We start from the raw sequence: 18,885 nt of genomic DNA on the forward strand, positions 1-18,885 counted from the left end.
CGCGCGCGGGAGCGCCTCAAGCCGGGCGGGTTGTGTACCGCGTCGGAGCGGCCTCAGCCGACCGCCGTGAGGTTCGATCGGTCATTGCCCGCTTCGCAGCGATTGCGGCCGCCGGCCTTGGCACGGTAGAGGGCATCGTCCGCCCGCTGGATCAGGAAATCCGCGTTGTCGCGGGAGTCGGGCGCAGTATCGAGACTGGCGGTCCCCACCGAAACCGTTACGTACAGTTCGTCCGGGGCGCAGGGCGGTACATGTTCATGGCCCTTGAGTACGACCGGAGTCCGGGCGATCTCGTTGCGCAGCTTCTCGGCCAGTTGCAGCGCAGCATCCAGGTGGGTGTGTGGGGCGATGACGACGAATTCCTCGCCGCCGAAGCGTGCTGCCAGGTCTACGCGGCGAAGGTTTTGCTGCAGGCGCAGGGCGATCGATTGGAGGATGTAGTCGCCCGCCAAGTGCCCCAGGCGGTCGTTGATGGCCTTGAAATGGTCGATGTCCAGCATTATCACCGATAGTGGCTGGCCGTAGCGCCGCGCGCGCGCGACTTCGTCGTCCAGGCGCCGGTCCATTTGGCGGCGGTTGCACAGGCCGGTCAGGGGGTCGGTAATCGACTCGTGCTCGAGTCGGGTGATGCGGCGGATACTCTCGACCGAGCTGTAGGACAGACGCACCACGCTGCAGACGAAACAGCCCCCGAGGAGGAAGATGATCGGCACCAGCAGGTCGGGGATGGCCTGGTACATCCCCCAGTTCAGCGGGATGTACCCGAGATAGCCGAGGGTGAAGACGGGGATCAGCAGGAACATCAGCAGCCAGCCCGTACGGACGCGGCTCTCTGGCAGCTCGCGCAGCAGGCGGGCGAGGTTCCACTGGGCATAGATCAGCCCCGCTGCACCCAGCACGATGGCCCCGTTGGCGATCCAGTTGAGCATGTCCCTGTCCCCTGCACGCAATCCCGGCTTGCGTGCGTCAACGTACCACGGAAACGTGTATGAAAGAACAACGTTTCTAACCCCTTGTACCTTGACCGCGGGCGGTGGCAGCGCTACCATCCTGCGCTCGCTGTGTAGGCCCTTTAGCGGGGACGGCTCGACGGGGTATAGCGCAGTCTGGTAGCGCGCCTGCTTTGGGAGCAGGATGTCGGGGGTTCGAATCCCTCTACCCCGACCACCCCTCCCGGCCAATGGTTTGCAGGCAGGCTCGAGATCAGGCGTGGCACCTCGACGTTCGGCGGTAACGCGCTCGTAGCTCAACCGGATAGAGCATCGGCCTTCTAAGCCGACGGTTGCAGGTTCGAGTCCTGCCGGGCGCGCCAGAGCCGCCCTGTGGCAGTTGCCTGGACAGTGACACGGTGGTGACCGTAGCTCAGTTGGTAGAGTCCCGGATTGTGACTCCGGTTGTCGTGGGTTCGAGTCCCATCGGTCACCCCATCCCCTTTTTCTTGGGGGCCGTTAGCTCAATTGGTAGAGCAGTGGACTCTTAATCCATTGGTTGTAGGTTCGATTCCTACACGGCCCACCATCTCCAAGTCTGACCTTCCGCGTTTGGTCCGTATTTTGTGTTCCCTCGGGCGGTCTCGTCTGTTTGGGTCCGGCTGTGCCTGTCGGTGCTGACCCGCACTCGATTGTCGGGTGTATCGGGCGGTATTCGGTCAACCTTTTTCGGCTGATTTCGTAGCGATCTACCGACAGCGTGATGGCGCCCTCAGTCGTTCGTCTGACAGCGTGATTTCCCCCCCAATTAGCCTGCCATTCAGGTGCTAGCCTCCCCACACGTTTGCGGTGCAAGGCGAGCCGAAAGGTTCGGCAAGTACACCGCGCCCGGTTGCTGACACATTGGAGGCCTGAATCATGGCGGTACTGGATCGTAGTCTGGAGAACTTGCTGCGACTGCCGCGCGGCAAGAAGCAGGGATTGATGGTGCTGGCGGACATCGTGATGCTGCCGCTGGCGCTGTGGCTGGCCTTTGTGATTCGCACGGGACAGCCGCTGCCGCCCATGATGGTCGAGGCCTGGTGGCTGTTTGCCCTGGTCCCGGCGGTTGGTGCGCTGGTGTTTGCGCGCCTCGGCCTGTATCGAACGGTCGTGCGTTTCATGGGGGCCCGGGCGGTACGTGCGGTGATCGTCGGGGTCTCCGCGCTGGCGCTGATGATCTGGGCCTCCGCCGAGCTGACGCAGACGCCCGGATTCTTCGGGGCGGTCGCGGTGAACTTCGCCCTGCTGGCCTTTGCCCTGGTGGCGGCGGGCCGATTTGCGGTGCGCAGCTGGTACCAGGCCGTGTCCGATGCGCGTACCGGCAGTGAGCGCGTGGTCATCTTTGGCGCCGGCGAGGCAGGAGTTCAGCTGGCCTCCGGGCTGCAGTCCAGCGGGCGTTTCCGGGTGATGGCCTTCATCGACGAGGACCCGGCGGTCCAGGGCCGCTCGATCGATGACATCCCGGTCTGTGGCCGCGAGTCCCTGGGTACTCTGGTGGAGCAGTGTGGCGTGGGCCGGGTGTTGCTGGCGGTGCCGTCGGCGAGCCGTGCCGACCGCCGGCGCATCCTCGAATGGCTGGAGCCCTATCCGCTGCATGTGCAGTCGGTGCCCTCGCTGGAGGCAGTCGTCTCGGGCCGGGCCCCGCTGGATCAGCTGGAGGACCTGGATGTCGCCGACCTGCTGGGCCGCGATCCGGTGCCGCCCAACGAGGCCCTGCTGGCGCGGAGCATTCGCGGACGCGTGGTGATGGTCACCGGGGCCGGGGGTTCTATTGGTTCGGAGCTCTGCCGCCGCATCCTCAGTCTCGAGCCGGCCGCCCTGGTACTGTTCGAGCGTAACGAGTTCGCGCTCTACCGGATCGAACAGGAGATCACGCAGCGCCGGTCGTCCATGCAGTCGGGTGTCGAGGTGCACGCGGTGCTGGGCTCGGTCGCCAACCAGGCGCGAGTCGAAGAGGTCCTGCACCAGTATGGCGTGCAGACGCTCTACCACGCGGCGGCCTACAAGCATGTGCCGCTGGTCGAGGGCAATCTGCTGGAAGGCCTGCGCAACAACAGCCTGGGTACCGCCGTGGTGGCCGATGCGGCGATCGCGGCCGGCGTCGAGCGATTTATCCTGGTGAGCACGGACAAGGCTGTGCGGCCCACGAATGTGATGGGCGCGAGCAAGCGCCTGGCCGAGATGGTGCTGCAGGACCGCGCACGCCGTCAGAACACAACGGTGTTCAGCATGGTGCGCTTTGGCAACGTCCTGGGTTCTTCCGGATCCGTTGTGCCCCTGTTCCATCGCCAGATTCGCGAAGGCGGGCCGGTCACGGTGACTCACCCGGAGATTACCCGCTACTTCATGTCGATCCCGGAGGCCGCCGAGCTGGTGATTCAGGCCGGGGCGATGGCGCAGGGGGGCGAGGTCTATGTGCTCGACATGGGCGAACCCGTGCGCATCATCGACCTGGCCCGACGCATGATCCGTCTGCATGGCCATCAGGTCCGGGAGGACGAGGCCGAAGGGGAAGGCATCGCCATCACCTGTACCGGCCTGCGTCCCGGCGAGAAGCTCTACGAGGAACTGCTGATCGGGGATAACGTGGAAGAGACCCCGCACAGCAAGATTATGCGTGCACGCGAAACCTGTGCGGAGCCGGCGGTTCTCGCCCGCGCCCTGCGCACGCTGGAGAAGGCCGACCGCGAGCGCAATGCCCAGGCCGCGTTCGAGGTGCTTCGCGAGATCGTCGATGGTTACGAGCCGGGCCACGACGAAGAGGCCACGCATAGTACCCCCGCACCGGTCGGTCGGCCCCGTCCGGCTCCGGCGCCGACCGTGCGTCCGGCGGCAGTCGCCTATGCACGGGTGGCCGATTCGGTTCCACGCTAGGGCAAGTGAAGTCCTCTGGAGGAGAGGCGGATGATCCGGGTTTCCCTGGGCGAAACCCGGATCAGTCGCGTCCGGCGCGTAGGGCGATGGCCAGCAGGAGCAGGGGCAGGTAGCCGATCACGACACCGGCAGCACCCGGTAGCTGGTTGGCAACGACCAGGACCGCAATGGGGAGTAACCAGAGCAGGTTGATCGCGGCGACACCCAGGGCCACCGGGATATGGGACCCGAACCGGTGGGCGGCATGCTGGTAGGCATGGCTGCGATGGGCCTCGTAGACCCGCATTCCCCGAAACAGGCGTACGGCCAGTGTCGTGGTGGCGTCGACAATGAACACGCCCAGCAGGATCAGCCAGGCGGCCAGGAAGTTCGTGTCCAGCCCCGCTGCTTGCATCGACAGCAGACCCAGCAGCAATCCGAGCGTGCCACTCCCGACATCCCCCATGAAGATCCGCGCCCGCGGAAAGTTCCAGACGAGGAATCCCGTACTTGCCGCGGCCAGCAGCGCCGGCAGCCACCAGGCGTGCGCATCCCCCCACCCAAAGAGCAGGCCGGCCATGGCCAGACAGGCCGTGACCGCCTGAATGCCGGCCAGACCGTCGATGCCGTCCATGAAGTTGTAGAGGTTCAGCAGCCAGACAACGTAGAAAAGCGCGAGTACATGGCCGATCCAGCCGGCATCGATCTGGACGCCGACAATCGCCACCGTTGGCAGCCCGCCTAGCCAGGCCAGGCCCCAGGAGGCCGCAAGAAAATGCACCAGCAGTCGCCAGCGTGCGGCCAGGTGACCGTGGTCGTCCAGCCAGCCGACCCAGGCGACGGCGCCCGCAGCCCCGATCAGGGCGGCGGCGGTCGGCAGGTCGACCCAGCCGATCCCGGCGGAGAGCAGGATTCCGAGCAGAAAGACCAGTACCAGTGCCAGGCCGGCACCGCGTGGTGTGGGGGTCTGGTGAGAGCTGCGTGCGCCGGGGATGTCGACCAGCTGCTGCGCCAGGGCGTAGCGGCGAATCCAGCCCGTGATTACCACCACCAGCGCGAAGGCGGTCAGCAATCCGATGGTCTCGATCACGTAAGGCATCCCCCATGGGTCCCGGCTGGCGGCCCCGGGCGGGCAATCGGATTGATGCCGCCCCGGGCCGGATGCCGCGCATTGTGGGGGAAGGGGAGATGGGACTCCAGCGCTTGGCTGGTAACCGTCGAGCTGGTAACCGCCGACCTAGTAACCAGCGACCGGGTCGACCGGGGTCACCGGGGGCTCGCCTTGCGCCATCGCGCGGGCATTGCGGATGAAGATCTCCAGCGCACGTTCCATATAGTGCGGCGAGGTGCCCGAGACATGGGGTGTGACGAGGACGTTCTCCCGGTTCCACAGCGGTGACTGGGCGGGAAGAGGCTGCTGCTCGAAGACATCCACCGCCGCACCGCGCAGGTGTCCGGCATCCAGCGCCCGGGTCAGCGCCTGCTGATCCACAACCCCGCCGCGGGAGATGTCCACCAGCACGGCGCCCGGCTGGAGCCGCTGGAACTGGGCTTCGCCGATCCGGTGCCGGGTGTCCCGGGTGAGCGGCAGGCATACGATCAGGTCGTCCACCTCCGGCAGGCGGTCCTCCACGCTATCCAGGGCAATGACCTCGTCGGCGCAGTCATGGGGGCGCGGGTTGCGCTGGACACCGATCACGCGCATGTCGAACGCCCGGGCCCGGCGCGCCACCTGGGTACCGATATGCCCCATGCCAAGCACCATGGCGGTGCGCCCGGTCAGCTCCCCGAGCCAGCAGCGCTCCCAGCGCTTCTCGCGGCTTTGTGCGTTGAAGCGGTCGAAGTGCTTGGCGAAATAGAGCATGGCCCCGATCGCATACTCGCTCATCGGGGCGCCGTGGACGCCACTGCTCTTGGTCATCAGCAGGCCATCCTTGGGGAATGGCATGTCCCAGATCTTCTCGACCCCGGCGGACAGAAAGTGCACCCAGCCATAGCGCGACAGGCGGTCCAGGGCGTCGGGCAGCCAGGGCAGGGTGGGGGCGATCACGGCATCGACCTCAAGCCCCTCGGGTATGGCCTCGGGCTGGCCGGCGAAGGTCAGCGTGGTGCCGGGCAACGCCTGCTGCAGGCGGGCCTCGATCGTGTCCTGCTGCTTCTCCAGAACCTCCGGTTTCTGCAGGAACAGGGTGTGGCTCAGGCGCATGCACGGCTCCGGTTGTGCATGCGGGCGGCCAGCCGGAAGATGCGGCTGCGGACCTCGTCGCGGTTCTCCAGCAGTGCTTCCGCGGGGGCTGCGCGAAACTGCTGTTCCGCGGCCTGTAGCCGCTCCAGCTCGCCGCGCAGGCGCGCCGTCCCGGTGGCCGGGTCTTCCTGGCTGACCACCTCGCGGAAGGCGCGCGAAAGGATGACCCATTCGGACCCAAGGCGCACGTGTTCGCCCAGGATGGACTCGGCCGGGACCTCGCCCTTGCCCACCGCGCCGACACCCCCGAACCCGAACGCGATGCCCGCCTCGCGGCACAGGGCGGCCGGCACCTCCAGCATGCCGCCGGCCAGCGGTTCGAACAGGAAATCGAGCCCGGACGCCAGGCTGAGATCGTTCAGGCCGATATGAATCTGGTCCTGTGGCCCGAGCAGGGGCAGGTAGGACGGCAGTCGGATCAGGGCCTGCGGGGTCTCGACCAGCAGGGTCACCGGCACCTGTCCGCCGACGGCGTCGAGAAAATGCTGCACCTCGTCGATGCGGGTGAACATCGGCAGCATCAGCCGGTCGGCGCCGGCCTCGATCGCCTGACGGACCTCGGAGGGCGTTTGTGGTGCCGGCGGATTGATGCGGACCATCAGCTCTGCGCTCGTGAGCACGCTGGAGATGCGCCGGACATCGTCGAGCGTGTGGCGCGCCTTGTGGGTATCCAGATGGCCCTGGCGTTCGGCCTTCCCGCGGGTCTCCATGTCGACAAAGATCCGTGCGATCCCCGCTGCCTCGGCCTGCCGGGCCACATCGGCGGAGGCCGTAATGAACATGTGTTTCAGGGTGGAAGTCATTCCATGTTCCCTTGCTGTCGGTTACGCAACGAATCGCGATAGGTACGCCAGTTGATCCCGGCCTCGCCGTAGATCCCCTGACCGGTCAGGACGACGTAGACCGTCTTGATGATGAGCCCCAGGTCGTACAGCAGGTTGTGCTGCGCGGCGTATTCGGTGTCGGCCTCGAGCTGCTGGATCCAGCCCAGCGTGCGGCGACCGCGGACCTGGGCCAGTCCGGTCAGGCCGGGACGCACCGAAAACCGGGAGGCGTAGGAGGGGGGCACGACCTCTACCTGTTCCGGCAGGATCGGGCGGGGACCGACCACGCTCATGTCGCCGCGCAGGATGTTCCACAGCTGCGGCAGTTCGTCGAGACTGGTCGCCCGCAGCCAGCGCCCTACGCGGGTAATGCGCGGGTCGACCCCGGTGCTGACCACCTGTTCCTGGTGCTGGTCGATCGCGTCCGGATCGCGATCCACCATGGTGCGGAACTTCAGTACCCGAAACGGCTGTCCGTTGAAGCCGATGCGTCGCTGACGAAAGAGGGTCGGCCCGGAGCTGTCGAGGCGAATCGCAATGGCGATCAGCAGCAGCAACGGGGCCAGCACGAGCAGCACCGCCATGCTGGACAGGATGTCGAACAGGCGTTTGAGGGTGGCGTTCATGCGAGCTCCATCGTTCGAAGAATGACGCGGTTGACCTGCCCCACCTCGTACTTTGCCTCCACCCGATCGCGCGAGGCCCGGGCCATGCGGGGCAGCAGCTCAGGGTGGTCGAGGAGCCTCTGCATGGCATCCGCCAGGGGCGCGGAGGTCCGGGGCGGGACGAGGAGGCCGTTCTCGCCGTCGACGACGGTCTCGCGGCAGCCCGGGGCATCGGTGGTGATGATCGGGCGGCCCACGCTCATCGCCTCCAGCACCGAACGCGGGGTGCCTTCGCGGTAGGAGGGCAGGACGAACGCGGAGGCCTTCTGGAGCCAGGGTCGAACATCGGCCACGCCGCCGACGAACTCGACGATGCCTTCGCGCTTCCAGGACTCGACCTGCTCCGCCGAGATCGTGTGCGGAAGGTCCGGGTTATGGGGGCCGACCACCACGAAGCGGGCATTGGGGTGTTGCGTGTGAACCTGGCGCGCGGCCTCCACGAACTCGAGGATGCCCTTCTCGGTGAGCAGCCGGCCGACAAACAGGAACAGCGGGTCGCCTTTGGGAAGGGGATGCTGGGCGAAGCGGTCCACGTCCACCCCGGAGCCGTTAATGCGGACGACCCGCTCGGTATCCGGCAGCACACCTCGATCGAGGAAATCCTGGAGGTCATCCGGGTTCTGGAAGAACACGCGATCGCAGCGGGCCAGGGCCTGGCGATACAGGCCGGAACTGATCGTGCGCAGGATGCGCGTGCGCCAGGACTCGGTGGTAAAGGCATGCCCGAGACCGGTAATCATCGCGTAGACCCGCGGGACCCCGGCCCAGCGGGCGGCCAGAGAACCGTACACCACGGGCTTCACGGTATAGCTGAACACGGCCTCCGGCCGCAGGCGGCGCATCAGTTGGGTCAGGGCGAAGGTCGTGCGCAGGTCTTCAATCGGGTTCACACCGGTACGGCCCAGGTCGAACGGGTAGATCGGGATGCCCAGCTCCTCGACTTCGGGCAGGTAGTCCTTGCGCGGGACGGCAGCGGCCACCGTTTGGCCGCGGCGGCGGATCTCGCGGATCAGGTCCCCGCGGTTGGCGATCAGCGACCGGGCATTGGCCGCCACGATCAGGAGATCGATACCGCTGTGTTCCCGCGACTCGCTTTCCCGTGCGGCCCGTTCTGTATGGGGGTGGTCCCCACGCAGGGTGGTGGCCATCCTGCGGTGCTCGGTGTTCTGCATGTCTTTTGCTCCTGTTCCCGAGGGGTGCCGGGTGGTCTCCGCCTATGCTGGAGAGGCCTCTCGGAAGTCCTTGTGCATAGGTGCAAAAGGTAAACAGGACAATGATTTATCGCCATGCTTCGGGGTGCTCAAAGTGTGCGAGACACCCCGAAAAGGCAGACCGGCTCAGGGGGGATGGCCGGTTTATAGACGCAGGTCACTCGCCTCGGGCGGGAGTACGGATTTCACGTCGAAGACCACCGCGCGCTCGCGTCCGAACCTCTGCAGGCCCTGGGCCCCAAGTTCGACGAACTCGTGGTGCGGGACCGCAAGGATGATGGCATCGTACGCGCCCTGCTTCGGCGACTCGGTCAGCAGGTCCAGTCCATACTCGTGACGGGCCTCGGCGGTATCCACCCAGGGGTCCCAGACATCGACCTCGGCGTTGTAGCCGTGCAGGTCATGGATGATGTCGACCACGCGCGTATTGCGCAGATCCGGGCAGTTCTCCTTGAACGCGAGCCCCATCACCAGGACGCGCGAGCCTACGACCGGGAACCCCTTGCGGATCATGGCCTTGATCGTGCGATCCGCGATGTAGCCGCCCATGCCGTCATTGGTACGGCGTCCGGCAAGGATCATCTCCGGGTGGTAGTTGGCGGCCTGTGCCTTGTGCGTCAGGTAGTACGGGTCGACGCCAATGCAGTGCCCGCCCACCAGACCGGGCCGAAACGGCAGGAAGTTCCACTTGGTCCCGGCCGCGGCCAGCACGGCCTCGGTATCGAGATCGAGTCGCTCGAACAGCATTGCGAGTTCGTTGATCAGCGCGATATTCACGTCGCGCTGGGTGTTCTCGATCACCTTGGCCGCCTCGGCCACGCGAATGCTGGGGGCCGGATGGGTGCCGGCACGGATGATGCGGGCGTACAGCGCGTTGACGAAGGTCGCGACCTCGGGGGTCGAGCCGGACGTGACCTTGACGATATCGGGGATGCGATGCTCCTTGTCGCCGGGGTTGACCCGCTCCGGGCTGTAGCCGAGGAAGAAATCCCGGTTCAGCTCCAGGCCGGATTCGCGGGCCAGCACCGGGGCGCAGTCTTCCTCGGTCGCGCCGGGGTAGACGGTGGACTCGTAGATCACCACGTCCCCTGGCTTCAGGGCACGACCCACCGTGCGGCTGGCCGCCAGTAGCGGGCCCAGGTCCGGGCGCCGGTGGGCATCGATCGGTGTGGGGACCGTCACGATGAACACGTTGCAGTCCTGCAGTCGCTCCAGATCGGCGGTCAGTTCCAGATGCTCGGCGGCGGCGAGTTCCTCACGGGAAACCTCGCGTGTGCGGTCGTGTCCCCCGCGCAGTTCCTCGACGCGGCCCGTATCGATATCGAAGCCCAGTGTGGGCAGGACCCGTCCGAACTCGGCTGCCAGAGGCAGGCCGACATAACCCAGACCAATTATGGCCAGACGCGGGGCGTCCGGTGCCGCAAATTCCGCCATCTTCCAATCTCCTGTGTGAATGTTGGTAATGGCCCCGGGAGCGGGGCGGGTGCGCGCGAGTCGCGCGCGGCCGATCAGGGCGCGGCACGCCGTGGTTGCGGCAGTTCCGCGCCGGAAATCTCCGGTGGATCCGTGGTGCTGTTCGGGGCTGACGAGCGACTGGCGCCAAGGCGTCGCAGTCGTTCCCAGCGCCACAGGCGGCGCCCGGCCAGGCCCGCCGCCAGGGCAATCAGGATCCCGAGGAACTTGGCCCGGTGACGGGCGGCGGTCCCGAAGTTACTGGTGCCCCAGGCGAAGATGATCGCCAGGACGATGAACACGACGACCAGCACGCGAAAATCCGAGCGATGCCACCAGTGGCGGCGATACACCGCCAGCAGCAGGACCAGTGTCAGATAGAACAGACCCTCCACCATGCCGATCAGATGCACGGGCGAGCGCACTTCCCACAGCGGGGGACCGAACAGCAAATAGCCCACCCGGATTGGTGTCAGGACCAGTGCCTGGAGGTCATTGGACGGGATCAAAAAGGACGGGTAGGCGGCCCCGCCGCGGGCGCTGCGCTCGGCCCGCTGGTCCAGCGTCTCGGTCTGTTCCATCACGTCGCCCAGTTGCCCGATCGACGAGAAGCGCATGTCGTCCATCACCACGAATCCGAGGACCCCGGCCGTGCCGAGCAGCATGCCGCCGAGCATCAGCCCGGGACGCATATGCCCCAGATCCGATGCGCGCAGGAATTCCTTGATCGACCAGCCGACCAGCACGACCGCGATGCCCGCGATCGCAAAGACTGCCGCGCCGTGCACGACCGCCGCGCCCAGCAGTACCCCGACGGCAGCCACCAGGAAACCGGTGCGCTGACTCTGAACCCAGCGCACCAGCCAGAGCACGCCCAGCAGGAAGAAGGCAGTAAACCAGACCTCGCGTAGTGGCACGGCCGCGTTCACGATCAGGATCGGGAACAAAGCAGCGATCCAGGCCGCACGCACGGCGGCCTGGCGGTCCCAGAGCTGCTCGGCGATGCGCGCAATCAGATAGACCGTCAGCATGCCCAGGGCGATGTTCACGGCCTGGAAGGCCAGGGGGGCGCGGTCGGCACATGCGTAGACGTTCGCGATCAGCCAGCTGTGCAGGTACGAGCTGCCCATGCTGAAGTGGTCGCCGAGATTGCCGCAGCCACTCTGGGCCCAGAACCAGGCCCGGCGCTCGAAGCTGATCGCATCGGCTCCACCCTGAGGCAGGGGAAACAGGAAGCGCTGTACCAGCGCCGCCCCGATGCGGGCCAGCAGGGCCGCCAACAGCGGCCACAGATAGCCCTCGCGTCTTGCCCCGGTCCACAGCACGGCGACCAGCACCACCATCAGGAAGCTGGCCGACAGGAGCAGCTCCATCGTCGTGAACGGGATCGAGGTGTAGCTCATGGCGAGACGGGCGCGGTATCGACCATCGCATCCTGGAACAGGGTCTGGTAGTGCGCGGCCACGGCCTCGAGGGCGTAATGCGATTCCATGCGTGCGCGCGCCTCGTCGCCCAGTTCGCGCAGGCGTTCACGGCCCTGGCCGATGGCCCGGGCAATGGCGTCGGCCAGATCCAGCGGCTCGGGGCTTGTGGCGACAAAGCCGGTGGACCCGACCACGCGGGCGGCATCACCGATATCCGTTACCACGGCTGGTCTGCCGCAGGCCATGGCCTCGCCCACGACATTGGGGAAGCCTTCGCCCCAGCGCGAGGGCAGCACTAGCAGGTCCAGGCCCGGGTAGAGGGCCTCGGGTTCGGGGGTGGGCGGCAGCAGCGTGACATGCCGGTCCATTCCGTGTTCGCGGATGGCCCGGTCCAGCGGGTTGTCATCCGCGGATACCCCGGTGCCTACCATTACGCAGTGAACGTCGGCTCCACCCCGGACCAGATGCGCCAGCGCGGCCACCAGTCCGGCATGGTTCTTCATCGGGTGAGCGCGTCCGACCATGCCCAGCAGCCAGGTATCCGCGCCAATACCCAGTTGGGTGCGCAGCCCGGGGGCGGCGTCCGGTGCCGGATGGAAGCGCGCCAGATCAAAGCCGTTGGGCAGGACCATGCGGCGATCCGCGGAGAATCCCAGTGCCTCGTGCTGGGCGGCCGCGGTTGCGCTGTTGTAGACGATGCGGGTCGGATACCGCGACAGCCAGGCGCCGCTGCGGATCACCCAGCGGGTCCCGCGTTTCTCGTGCGCCAGGTCATGCACCGAGTGGCGCACGTTCCAGAACACCGGTCCCTGATGCCCGAGGCGTCGGGTCAGCGAGGCCGCCAGATTGCCGTGGTACATCCAGCCCATCACGCCATCGGGCTGATAGGCGGCCAGCGCGCGGCGCAGGGCGACAATCCACCCCGTGGAGAGCGGGTTGCGCAGTCGTCCGGTATAGACCGGGATGCCCTGCGCGCGGATGTCGCCGGCCATCACGCCGGGCTCCTTGAGCGCGAACACGGCGCCGGCGTCCGGTGCCGCGTGCAGCAGGTTGCCCAGCTGGCGCTCCGCGCCGCCCTGGCCGAGCCCGTTGATCACGTGCAGGATCTTCACTGCCGGTTCTCCTGCAACTCGCTGATCACATGCAGGTGCTTGCCGCTGGGCGATGGCGGGATCTCGTTTACACGATCAATATCCAGGCGTGTGCCCGCGCCGAGTTGCTCGCGGATCTCGGGCGCCAGACGTGCCTGCAGGCGCTGTTCGCGTTCTCCCTGCGGGGCACGGTCGATGGGGATCAGGCGCAGGCGGATATGATCTGCCGCGTGCTGGACCCACTGGTACTGTCCGATCCAGTCTTCCGGGTACAGCAACTGGCGCAGCCACCCGCCGAACACGACGGCACCGTTGGCGCCGCGGATGTGGTCGGTCACGCGTCCCCATACCCCCTCCAGCAGCGGCCATTCCCGGCCGCAATCGCAGGTCTGGCCGGACCAGCTGGCCAGGTCGCCGATTGCATAGCGCAACAGGGGCATGCTGTGGTTCGTCAGCGAGGTGACCACGACCCGCCCGGGGGTTCCGGGTGGCGTCGGACGGCCGTCGTCGTCGAGGATCTCCAGGTACTGGGTCAGCGGATTCACGTGCAGCCCGCGGTGGTGCTCGCATTCGCAGGCGATGTCCCCAACCTCGCGCGAGCCGTAGCGGTTGAACACGGGGGCATCGAATGCCTTCTCGATGGTCTCGCGCATATCGGGAAAGAGGGTGCCGGCCGAGCTCAGGACACTGCCGATACCCGGCACACGGACCCCCCGGCGCAGGGCGTGCCGGGCGAGTTCGTGGCCACTCTCCGCGTAGATCTGCAACTGTCTGGGCGGTGCGGCGCGCAGCTGCTCGAGGTGCGCGTCCATCGTCTCCGGATCCATGCGGTAGGCGTTCAGCAGGGTGCGATTCTTCAGGCGTTCGGCGAGGCGGCGGGTGCCCCGGGGTGCGGTCAGGTCGCGCGAAGCCGCCCACAGCACGGCCTTGGGCTGACCCGGGCGGTAGCCGGTCCAGCCGTCGAACAGGGCCTTGGTGGCGCGACCCCAGCGGCGATAGGCGGTGTCCTGGTAGAACGTGGCGGGCTCGCCGGTGGAGCCCCCCGAGGTGTTGCGCCGCAGCCCGGGGCGGGGTTGCTGTGCGCACAGGCGCTCGCCTTCGCGACGGATGGTGTCCTTGTCGAGGATGGGCAGCGACAGCAGCGTGGCCAGCGGATCGGCGGCGATGGTGTCCGCATCTGGCAGGATTTCGCGGTAGTACGGCACGTCGTCGCGCGCGTGTACCAGCAGGCTTGCGATCCGCTCGGCCTGCAGGCGCTGCAGGGCGGGCAGGGACAGCCGCTCGGCCCGGCGCAGCGCGGCATATTCGCGCGGGCCGGAGAGCCAGGGGAGGAGGGCACCAAAGGCCAGGGACATGACGGTTGTGCCTCAGGCGCTGGCGGTGCGCGTCGAGCGCAGGCTGGAGCGCGCCCGGCGGGCCAGCTCCAGGAACGGACCCAGACGCGAGTACTGGATCGTGCGTCGCGACTCGCGCGAGAAGCGGCAGGGCTGGCAGTGACCACAGGGCTGTCCGAGGATCGGCGAATGACAGAACCACGACTGTTCGAGCAGCGGCAGGAAGCCCTTGGCCTCGGCGTCGTACTTCATCGCCTCCTTCGTCACCGACAGCAACGGGAAGCGGTAGTACTGGAACAGCTCCCAGGCGAAGTCGTCCTCGCGGAAGCGGAAGTCCCCGTACTGCGGGTTGCGGAACAGACGTTCCTGCAACTCGGTGCCGGCCTCGTGGCCGGTGAGCGACAGTTCCAGGTCGCGCAGGACTTCCTGTTCGCACAGGCGGGCGAGCCAGTCGTACTGGGTACCCACATGCACCTCGCTCGCCAGGCGCTGGTAGAGCTCGGTGATGTTCGGGTCCTCGAGGATGTCGCTGCGCAGATAGACACGAACCGGCGCTACGCGCCCGCGGGCCTCCGCCCGCGCCTCGATGCCCGCGCGGATATTGGCCATGGCCCGGAGCTCGTACACATAGGATTTCCGGCGCGGGTCCAGCACGTAGATTGGCTGCACCTTGCGGTTGCGATAAAGCGCCAGGTCCAGCAGGCGGTAGCTGGAGTCCCAGCCACCGGTCCACAGCAGTTTGATCGTGTTCATGTCGTTCTCCTGATGGCAGTGGCGGATCAACGCGGATAGCCGCGCGGGACCGAGGGCAGCAAGGGTCCGAAGCAGGACTCGTTGCGCGACCAGGCCACCTGCTCCGCATTCCACTCGAGGATTACGGGCTCGCTGTTGGCCTGAATGCAGACGTCCCAGCCAATGAAGCGCAGATAGGGGATGCGGCGATGGGCGTTCAGGCACAGCTCGCGTACCGCCCCGAAGTTGGGGATCCGGCAGTCCTTCACGTCCACGCCGCTGTCCGGGTGGACCGAGCCGATGCTGACGCAGACCGGGTCGCGCAGATGGCCGTCCAGCCAGCCCTCGCCATCGACACCGACGAAGTAACCACCGGTGGAGACGTTGTCGGTGCGCTGCCCCTCGCGGCCCAGGCGGAGGAAATGGTTCAGGATGCGCAGCTCGCCGGATTCCGGATCGAGGAAGGTCAGAACCCGCAGCGTATTGACCGAGCTGGCGTTGATCCGCGCGATATCCGGATGCTGCTCGATCAGGGGCTGTACGATGCAGTTTCCGGGGACCTTGCCGAGTTCCTCGGCCACCTGTTCGGCGGCGGTGAAGGTCACGCCGAGGCCCTGGCGACCCTCGTCGGGCTTGATCACATAGCTCTTGCCGGACTCGAGTCGGGAGAGGGCGGTTTCCAGTGGTTCCGGCGTCCCCTGGGCATCCAGGTACTGGCCGCCCACGCGCACGAAGACCGGGGGCACGACGCTGTCCGGGAACAGGCGCGAATCCATGGTCTTGAGCCCGCTCAGGCGGCGGATGTCCTGCCGGTTCCAGAGCGGGTTCAGGGACTCGGTGTAGTAGTCGTCGCCGATCCATCCCTCGACAAACTCGCGCCGCACCTCGGTGTAGGCGGCCAGCCACGGCCACCAGGACTCGCTCCCGTAGGTGTCGGTCGCATAGCGCTTGATCCGCTGCAGGACCGGGCGCGTGACCGCGGACTCGCCGTGGGCGCGGATCAGCTTCTCGCGCCACTGGATGGCGATCTTGCGCGACTTTTGCAGGTGGCGCAGATAGACCGCGCGCGCAATGGTGCGGGCGATGCGGCCGCTGTTCTTGATCTGCAGCGGCTGGGATTGAACGTGCGTCACGGGCAACTCCTCGTGTGGTGTCGGCATGGCGGGTTCAGCCATGGGTGCCGGAGGCCGCGGGGCCGGGGACGGACTGGACCTGGGGGTTATCTGCCTCGGTGTGAGTGACCAGCTCGTCGAAGCGGCCAACGGAGGCGAACGATCCCCGTTCCAGGTGGGCGACCTGATCGCAGGCGCGCACGGTACTCAGGCGGTGCGCGATCAGGATGATGGTCTTGCTGCGTGACAGGGACTCGATCGCCTCCATCACGGCGCGTTCGGTTGCGGTGTCCAGGGCACTGGTGGCCTCGTCGAACACCAGGACGTCGGGGTCGTGGTAGAGGGCGCGGGCGATCCCGATGCGCTGGCGCTGGCCCCCGGACAGGCGCACGCCACGCTCGCCCACCATCGTGGCGTACTGCTCCGGCATGTCCTGAACGATGAAGTCATGCACCTGTGCCATGCGCGCGCAGCGCTCGACGCGATCGTGGTCGATCTGCGCGGCGGGAATCCCCAAGGCGATGTTCTCGGCCACGGTCGAGTCGGTCAGGAAGATGTCCTGGGGGACGTAGCCCAGGGACTGCTGCCAGGCGCGCAGGTTGGCATCCGTGACCGGCTGGCCATCCACCGAGATGGCGCCCTCGGTCGGGCGCAACAGGCCCAGCAGGACATCGACCAGCGTGGTCTTGCCGGAGCCGGTGGTGCCGATGATCCCGACCGATGTACCGACCGGGATCTCCAGGTTGATGGACTGCAGCGCGGGGCGGTGGCCGCCCGGATAGGTAAAGTCGATGCCCTTGAGCGCGATGGTCTTGCGCGGGACGAGCGGCTGGGGGGCCCGGCGATGCAGTTCCGCCAGGGCCTCGCGTTCGCGCAGGTCCTCGGTCACGCTTTCCACGGCGGCGGCGCCGAAGCGAAGCTTCGCCAGGCCCGCGTAGATGTGCTGCGCGGCCGGCAGCAGGCGGTAGCCGGCAAAGGCGTACAGCCCGAGGATCGGCAGGATCTCGCCCAGCGCATCCGTACCGGTGCCGCCCTGGGTATGCAGCAGGATCAGGGTGAGCCCGATGATGCCGCCGAAGCCGATCGCCTCGATCAGGAATTTGGGGACCTGGGAGATGGTCTGGTTGGTCGCCTGGTGCCGGGCCTGGCGCTTGGAGGGAGCATCGAAGCGCGACAGGTATGCGTGTTCGCGACCCAGCAGCTTGATGTCCTTGATGCCGCCGAGGGCCTCGCCGGCGGCCGTGAAGCGTTCCTTGTTGGCGAGCGAGCGATCACGGCCGATGCGCCCGAGCAGGCCGCGCACGAACACGAAGATCGTCCCGTATACCCCACCGATCACGACCGCGACCCCCAGCGCGAGCCACGGATCCACAACGATCAGCAGTGCCACGATGGCGATGGTTACGACCAGGTAGGCGATCATCGTGATCCCGGGACGGAAGACGTTCAGCACCAGCTGGTCGACCTCGGACAGGATGCTCTTGGCCATGTCGCCGCTATGACGGTTCAGGAAGAACGCATACGGCTGGCGCAGGTAGGTCTCCAGCAGACGCTTGCCAAGGCTGTGACGGCGCATCTCGATGAAGCGGTTCATCGCGTAGTGCGTGAGCGTGCGGAATACCGCCGAGAACAGGATCAGCGCGAAGGCCGCCGCACCCAGGGCGAAGATGAACTGATCCACCGAGTTGAATCCCAGCCCCCTATAGAGCTGGTTCAGTACGGGGTTGGTGTTGACCAGCTCCGGGTTACCCAATACGGACAGGAACGGCATGATCGATGCGACCCCGGCGGTCTCCAGTACCGCCATGATCATCATCAGCCCCAGCACGAGCCCACCCCGGCGCTTTTCCGCCGGGGTGAGCAGCTGCAGCGTCTTGCGGTAGACCCCCATCAGGCGGCCGCCCGGTAATACCCCAGGTACCACTCGACGAAGCGGGCGACGCCCTCCTCGACCGAGGTGGTGGGTTCATAGCCGGTGTCGGCGCGCAGCGCCTCGACGTCGGCGTAGGTGTCCGGCACGTCGCCCGGCTGCAGCGGCAGGAGATTCTTCTCCGCCTTGCAGCCCAGGCAGTCCTCCAGCACCTCGATGTAGTGCATCAGCTCCACCGGGCGATGGGCCCCGATGTTGTACAGCCGGTAGGGTGCCGCACTGGTGGCCGAGTCGGGCTCGGCGCCGGTCCAGTCGAGGTTGGGCTGCGCCGGACGATCCAGCGTGCGGATCACGCCCTCGACGATGTCGTCGATGTAGGTGAAGTCACGGCGGTGGTGGCCGTAGTTGAAGACGTCGATCGGCTCGCCCGCCAGGATCTTCTTCGTGAACAGGAACAGCGCCATGTCCGGCCGGCCCCAGGGGCCGTAGACGGTAAAGAAGCGCAGGCCCGTCACCGGGAGCTGGTACAGATGCGCATAGGTATGCGCCATCAGCTCGTTGGCCTTCTTGCTCGCCGCGTAGAGGCTCAGCGGGTGGTCGACGTTGTCGTGCACCGAGAACGGCATCGTGGTGTTGGCGCCGTAGACGGAGCTGGAGCTGGCGTAGACCAGGTGCTCCACACCGTTGTGCCGGCAGCCCTCCAGGATATTGCCGAAGCCGACCAGGTTGGTGTCGACATAGGCCGCCGGGTTTTCCAGCGAGTAGCGCACCCCGGCCTGAGCCGCCAGGTTGACCACCCGCTCCGGGCGATGCTCGCGAAACACCCGCTCCATCGCCGCGCGGTCGGCGATGTCTTCGTGTTCGAACACGAAGCGCTGGCGGGATGCCGGCAGGGCGCGGATGCGGTCCAGCCGGGCCCGCTTCAGGCTCGGGTCGTAGTAGTCGTTCATGTCGTCGACACCGATCACGGTGTCGCCACGCTCCAGCAGGCGCAGGGCCAGATGGGAGCCGATAAAACCTGCCGCGCCGGTGATCAAGACTTTCATGTCGCCTCTTCCTTGTCGGATGGATGGGACCGGTGTGTCCGGACGTTTCGCTTGC

The 18,885-nt window shown here is 66.8% G+C and carries 15 protein-coding genes and 4 tRNA genes; 5 read left to right on the forward strand and 14 right to left on the reverse strand.

Features of this window, described 5'->3' with window-relative positions:
• Nucleotides 1–53: 53 nt before the first annotated feature.
• Entirely contained in the window at nucleotides 54–929 is an 876-nt protein-coding gene (locus F467_RS0105335) for a GGDEF domain-containing protein (protein ID WP_018138754.1), read from the reverse strand.
• Nucleotides 930–1,090: 161 nt separating this feature from the next.
• Between F467_RS0105335 and F467_RS0105340 the strand changes: the two genes are divergently transcribed.
• The 5 genes from F467_RS0105340 (at nucleotide 1,091) to F467_RS0105360 (ending at nucleotide 3,845) form a co-directional block, all read left to right on the forward strand.
• Nucleotides 1,091–1,167, forward strand: a tRNA-Pro gene (locus F467_RS0105340).
• A gap of 68 nt (nucleotides 1,168–1,235) precedes the next feature.
• Nucleotides 1,236–1,312: transfer RNA gene (locus tag F467_RS0105345), tRNA-Arg, on the forward strand.
• 39 nt (nucleotides 1,313–1,351) lie between these two features.
• A tRNA-His gene (locus F467_RS0105350) sits at nucleotides 1,352–1,427 on the forward strand.
• Nucleotides 1,428–1,442: 15 nt separating this feature from the next.
• A tRNA-Lys gene (locus F467_RS0105355) sits at nucleotides 1,443–1,518 on the forward strand.
• Nucleotides 1,519–1,847: 329 nt separating this feature from the next.
• Nucleotides 1,848–3,845, forward strand: a complete 1,998-nt coding sequence (locus F467_RS0105360; protein WP_018138753.1) for a nucleoside-diphosphate sugar epimerase/dehydratase — start codon at nucleotides 1,848–1,850, stop codon at nucleotides 3,843–3,845.
• A 61-nt stretch (nucleotides 3,846–3,906) separates the two neighbouring features.
• Here the strand turns inward: F467_RS0105360 and F467_RS0105365 are convergent, their stop codons facing one another.
• The 13 genes from F467_RS0105365 to F467_RS0105425 all read right to left on the reverse strand — a co-directional run bounded on the left by F467_RS0105365 (nucleotide 3,907) and on the right by F467_RS0105425 (nucleotide 18,830).
• Complete coding sequence (locus F467_RS0105365; RefSeq protein ID WP_018138752.1) at nucleotides 3,907–4,923, reverse strand: glycosyltransferase family 4 protein; 1,017 nt, start codon at nucleotides 4,921–4,923, stop codon at nucleotides 3,907–3,909.
• A 138-nt stretch (nucleotides 4,924–5,061) separates the two neighbouring features.
• Entirely contained in the window at nucleotides 5,062–6,030 is a 969-nt protein-coding gene (locus tag F467_RS0105370; protein ID WP_018138751.1) for a D-2-hydroxyacid dehydrogenase, read from the reverse strand.
• Nucleotides 6,021–6,872 carry an aldolase/citrate lyase family protein gene (locus tag F467_RS0105375; protein WP_018138750.1) on the reverse strand — a complete coding sequence of 284 codons (852 nt, stop codon included), beginning with the start codon at nucleotides 6,870–6,872 and terminating at the stop codon, nucleotides 6,021–6,023. The genes F467_RS0105370 and F467_RS0105375 overlap by 10 nt, the downstream gene beginning before the upstream one ends.
• Nucleotides 6,869–7,519, reverse strand: a complete 651-nt coding sequence (locus tag F467_RS0105380; RefSeq protein WP_018138749.1) for a sugar transferase — start codon at nucleotides 7,517–7,519, stop codon at nucleotides 6,869–6,871. Before F467_RS0105380 ends, F467_RS0105375 begins: the two co-directional genes overlap by 4 nt.
• Nucleotides 7,516–8,730, reverse strand: a complete 1,215-nt coding sequence (locus F467_RS0105385; RefSeq protein ID WP_018138748.1) for a glycosyltransferase family 4 protein — start codon at nucleotides 8,728–8,730, stop codon at nucleotides 7,516–7,518. Before F467_RS0105385 ends, F467_RS0105380 begins: the two co-directional genes overlap by 4 nt.
• 183 nt (nucleotides 8,731–8,913) lie before the next feature.
• Nucleotides 8,914–10,203 carry a nucleotide sugar dehydrogenase gene (locus F467_RS0105390; protein ID WP_018138747.1) on the reverse strand — a complete coding sequence of 430 codons (1,290 nt, stop codon included), beginning with the start codon at nucleotides 10,201–10,203 and terminating at the stop codon, nucleotides 8,914–8,916.
• Between the two features lie 74 nt (nucleotides 10,204–10,277).
• Entirely contained in the window at nucleotides 10,278–11,624 is a 1,347-nt protein-coding gene (locus F467_RS0105395) for a glycosyltransferase family 39 protein (protein ID WP_018138746.1), read from the reverse strand.
• On the reverse strand, nucleotides 11,621–12,757 hold the full coding sequence (locus F467_RS0105400) for a glycosyltransferase (RefSeq protein WP_018138745.1): 1,137 nt from the start codon (nucleotides 12,755–12,757) through the stop codon (nucleotides 11,621–11,623). Before F467_RS0105400 ends, F467_RS0105395 begins: the two co-directional genes overlap by 4 nt.
• Nucleotides 12,754–14,091 (reverse strand): phenylacetate--CoA ligase family protein, encoded by a 1,338-nt coding sequence (locus tag F467_RS0105405; protein ID WP_018138744.1) that lies wholly within the window; start codon nucleotides 14,089–14,091, stop codon nucleotides 12,754–12,756. The genes F467_RS0105400 and F467_RS0105405 overlap by 4 nt, the downstream gene beginning before the upstream one ends.
• 12 nt (nucleotides 14,092–14,103) lie before the next feature.
• Complete coding sequence (locus F467_RS0105410; RefSeq protein WP_018138743.1) at nucleotides 14,104–14,823, reverse strand: hypothetical protein; 720 nt, start codon at nucleotides 14,821–14,823, stop codon at nucleotides 14,104–14,106.
• 26 nt (nucleotides 14,824–14,849) lie between these two features.
• A complete protein-coding gene (locus tag F467_RS0105415; RefSeq protein ID WP_018138742.1) occupies nucleotides 14,850–15,935 on the reverse strand; it encodes a sugar-transfer associated ATP-grasp domain-containing protein in 1,086 nt (361 codons plus the stop codon).
• A gap of 34 nt (nucleotides 15,936–15,969) precedes the next feature.
• Nucleotides 15,970–17,805 carry an ABC transporter ATP-binding protein gene (locus F467_RS0105420; RefSeq protein WP_018138741.1) on the reverse strand — a complete coding sequence of 612 codons (1,836 nt, stop codon included), beginning with the start codon at nucleotides 17,803–17,805 and terminating at the stop codon, nucleotides 15,970–15,972.
• Entirely contained in the window at nucleotides 17,805–18,830 is a 1,026-nt protein-coding gene (locus F467_RS0105425; protein ID WP_018875225.1) for an NAD-dependent epimerase, read from the reverse strand. The genes F467_RS0105420 and F467_RS0105425 overlap by 1 nt, the downstream gene beginning before the upstream one ends.
• Between the last annotated feature and the right edge of the window lie 55 nt (nucleotides 18,831–18,885).

This window comes from Thioalkalivibrio sp. ALJ12, from assembly GCF_000378305.1.
Lineage (GTDB): Bacteria > Pseudomonadota > Gammaproteobacteria > Ectothiorhodospirales > Ectothiorhodospiraceae > Thioalkalivibrio.

Coding starts and splice junctions, on each gene's coding strand:
- F467_RS0105335 (WP_018138754.1), bottom strand. CDS start 929: ATGCTCAACTGGATCGCCAACGGGGCCATCGTGCTGGGTGCAGCGGGG.
- F467_RS0105360 (WP_018138753.1), top strand. CDS start 1,848: ATGGCGGTACTGGATCGTAGTCTGGAGAACTTGCTGCGACTGCCGCGC.
- F467_RS0105365 (WP_018138752.1), bottom strand. CDS start 4,923: ATGCCTTACGTGATCGAGACCATCGGATTGCTGACCGCCTTCGCGCTG.
- F467_RS0105370 (WP_018138751.1), bottom strand. CDS start 6,030: ATGCGCCTGAGCCACACCCTGTTCCTGCAGAAACCGGAGGTTCTGGAG.
- F467_RS0105375 (WP_018138750.1), bottom strand. CDS start 6,872: ATGACTTCCACCCTGAAACACATGTTCATTACGGCCTCCGCCGATGTG.
- F467_RS0105380 (WP_018138749.1), bottom strand. CDS start 7,519: ATGAACGCCACCCTCAAACGCCTGTTCGACATCCTGTCCAGCATGGCG.
- F467_RS0105385 (WP_018138748.1), bottom strand. CDS start 8,730: ATGCAGAACACCGAGCACCGCAGGATGGCCACCACCCTGCGTGGGGAC.
- F467_RS0105390 (WP_018138747.1), bottom strand. CDS start 10,203: ATGGCGGAATTTGCGGCACCGGACGCCCCGCGTCTGGCCATAATTGGT.
- F467_RS0105395 (WP_018138746.1), bottom strand. CDS start 11,624: ATGAGCTACACCTCGATCCCGTTCACGACGATGGAGCTGCTCCTGTCG.
- F467_RS0105405 (WP_018138744.1), bottom strand. CDS start 14,091: ATGTCCCTGGCCTTTGGTGCCCTCCTCCCCTGGCTCTCCGGCCCGCGC.
- F467_RS0105410 (WP_018138743.1), bottom strand. CDS start 14,823: ATGAACACGATCAAACTGCTGTGGACCGGTGGCTGGGACTCCAGCTAC.
- F467_RS0105420 (WP_018138741.1), bottom strand. CDS start 17,805: ATGGGGGTCTACCGCAAGACGCTGCAGCTGCTCACCCCGGCGGAAAAG.
- F467_RS0105425 (WP_018875225.1), bottom strand. CDS start 18,830: ATGAAAGTCTTGATCACCGGCGCGGCAGGTTTTATCGGCTCCCATCTG.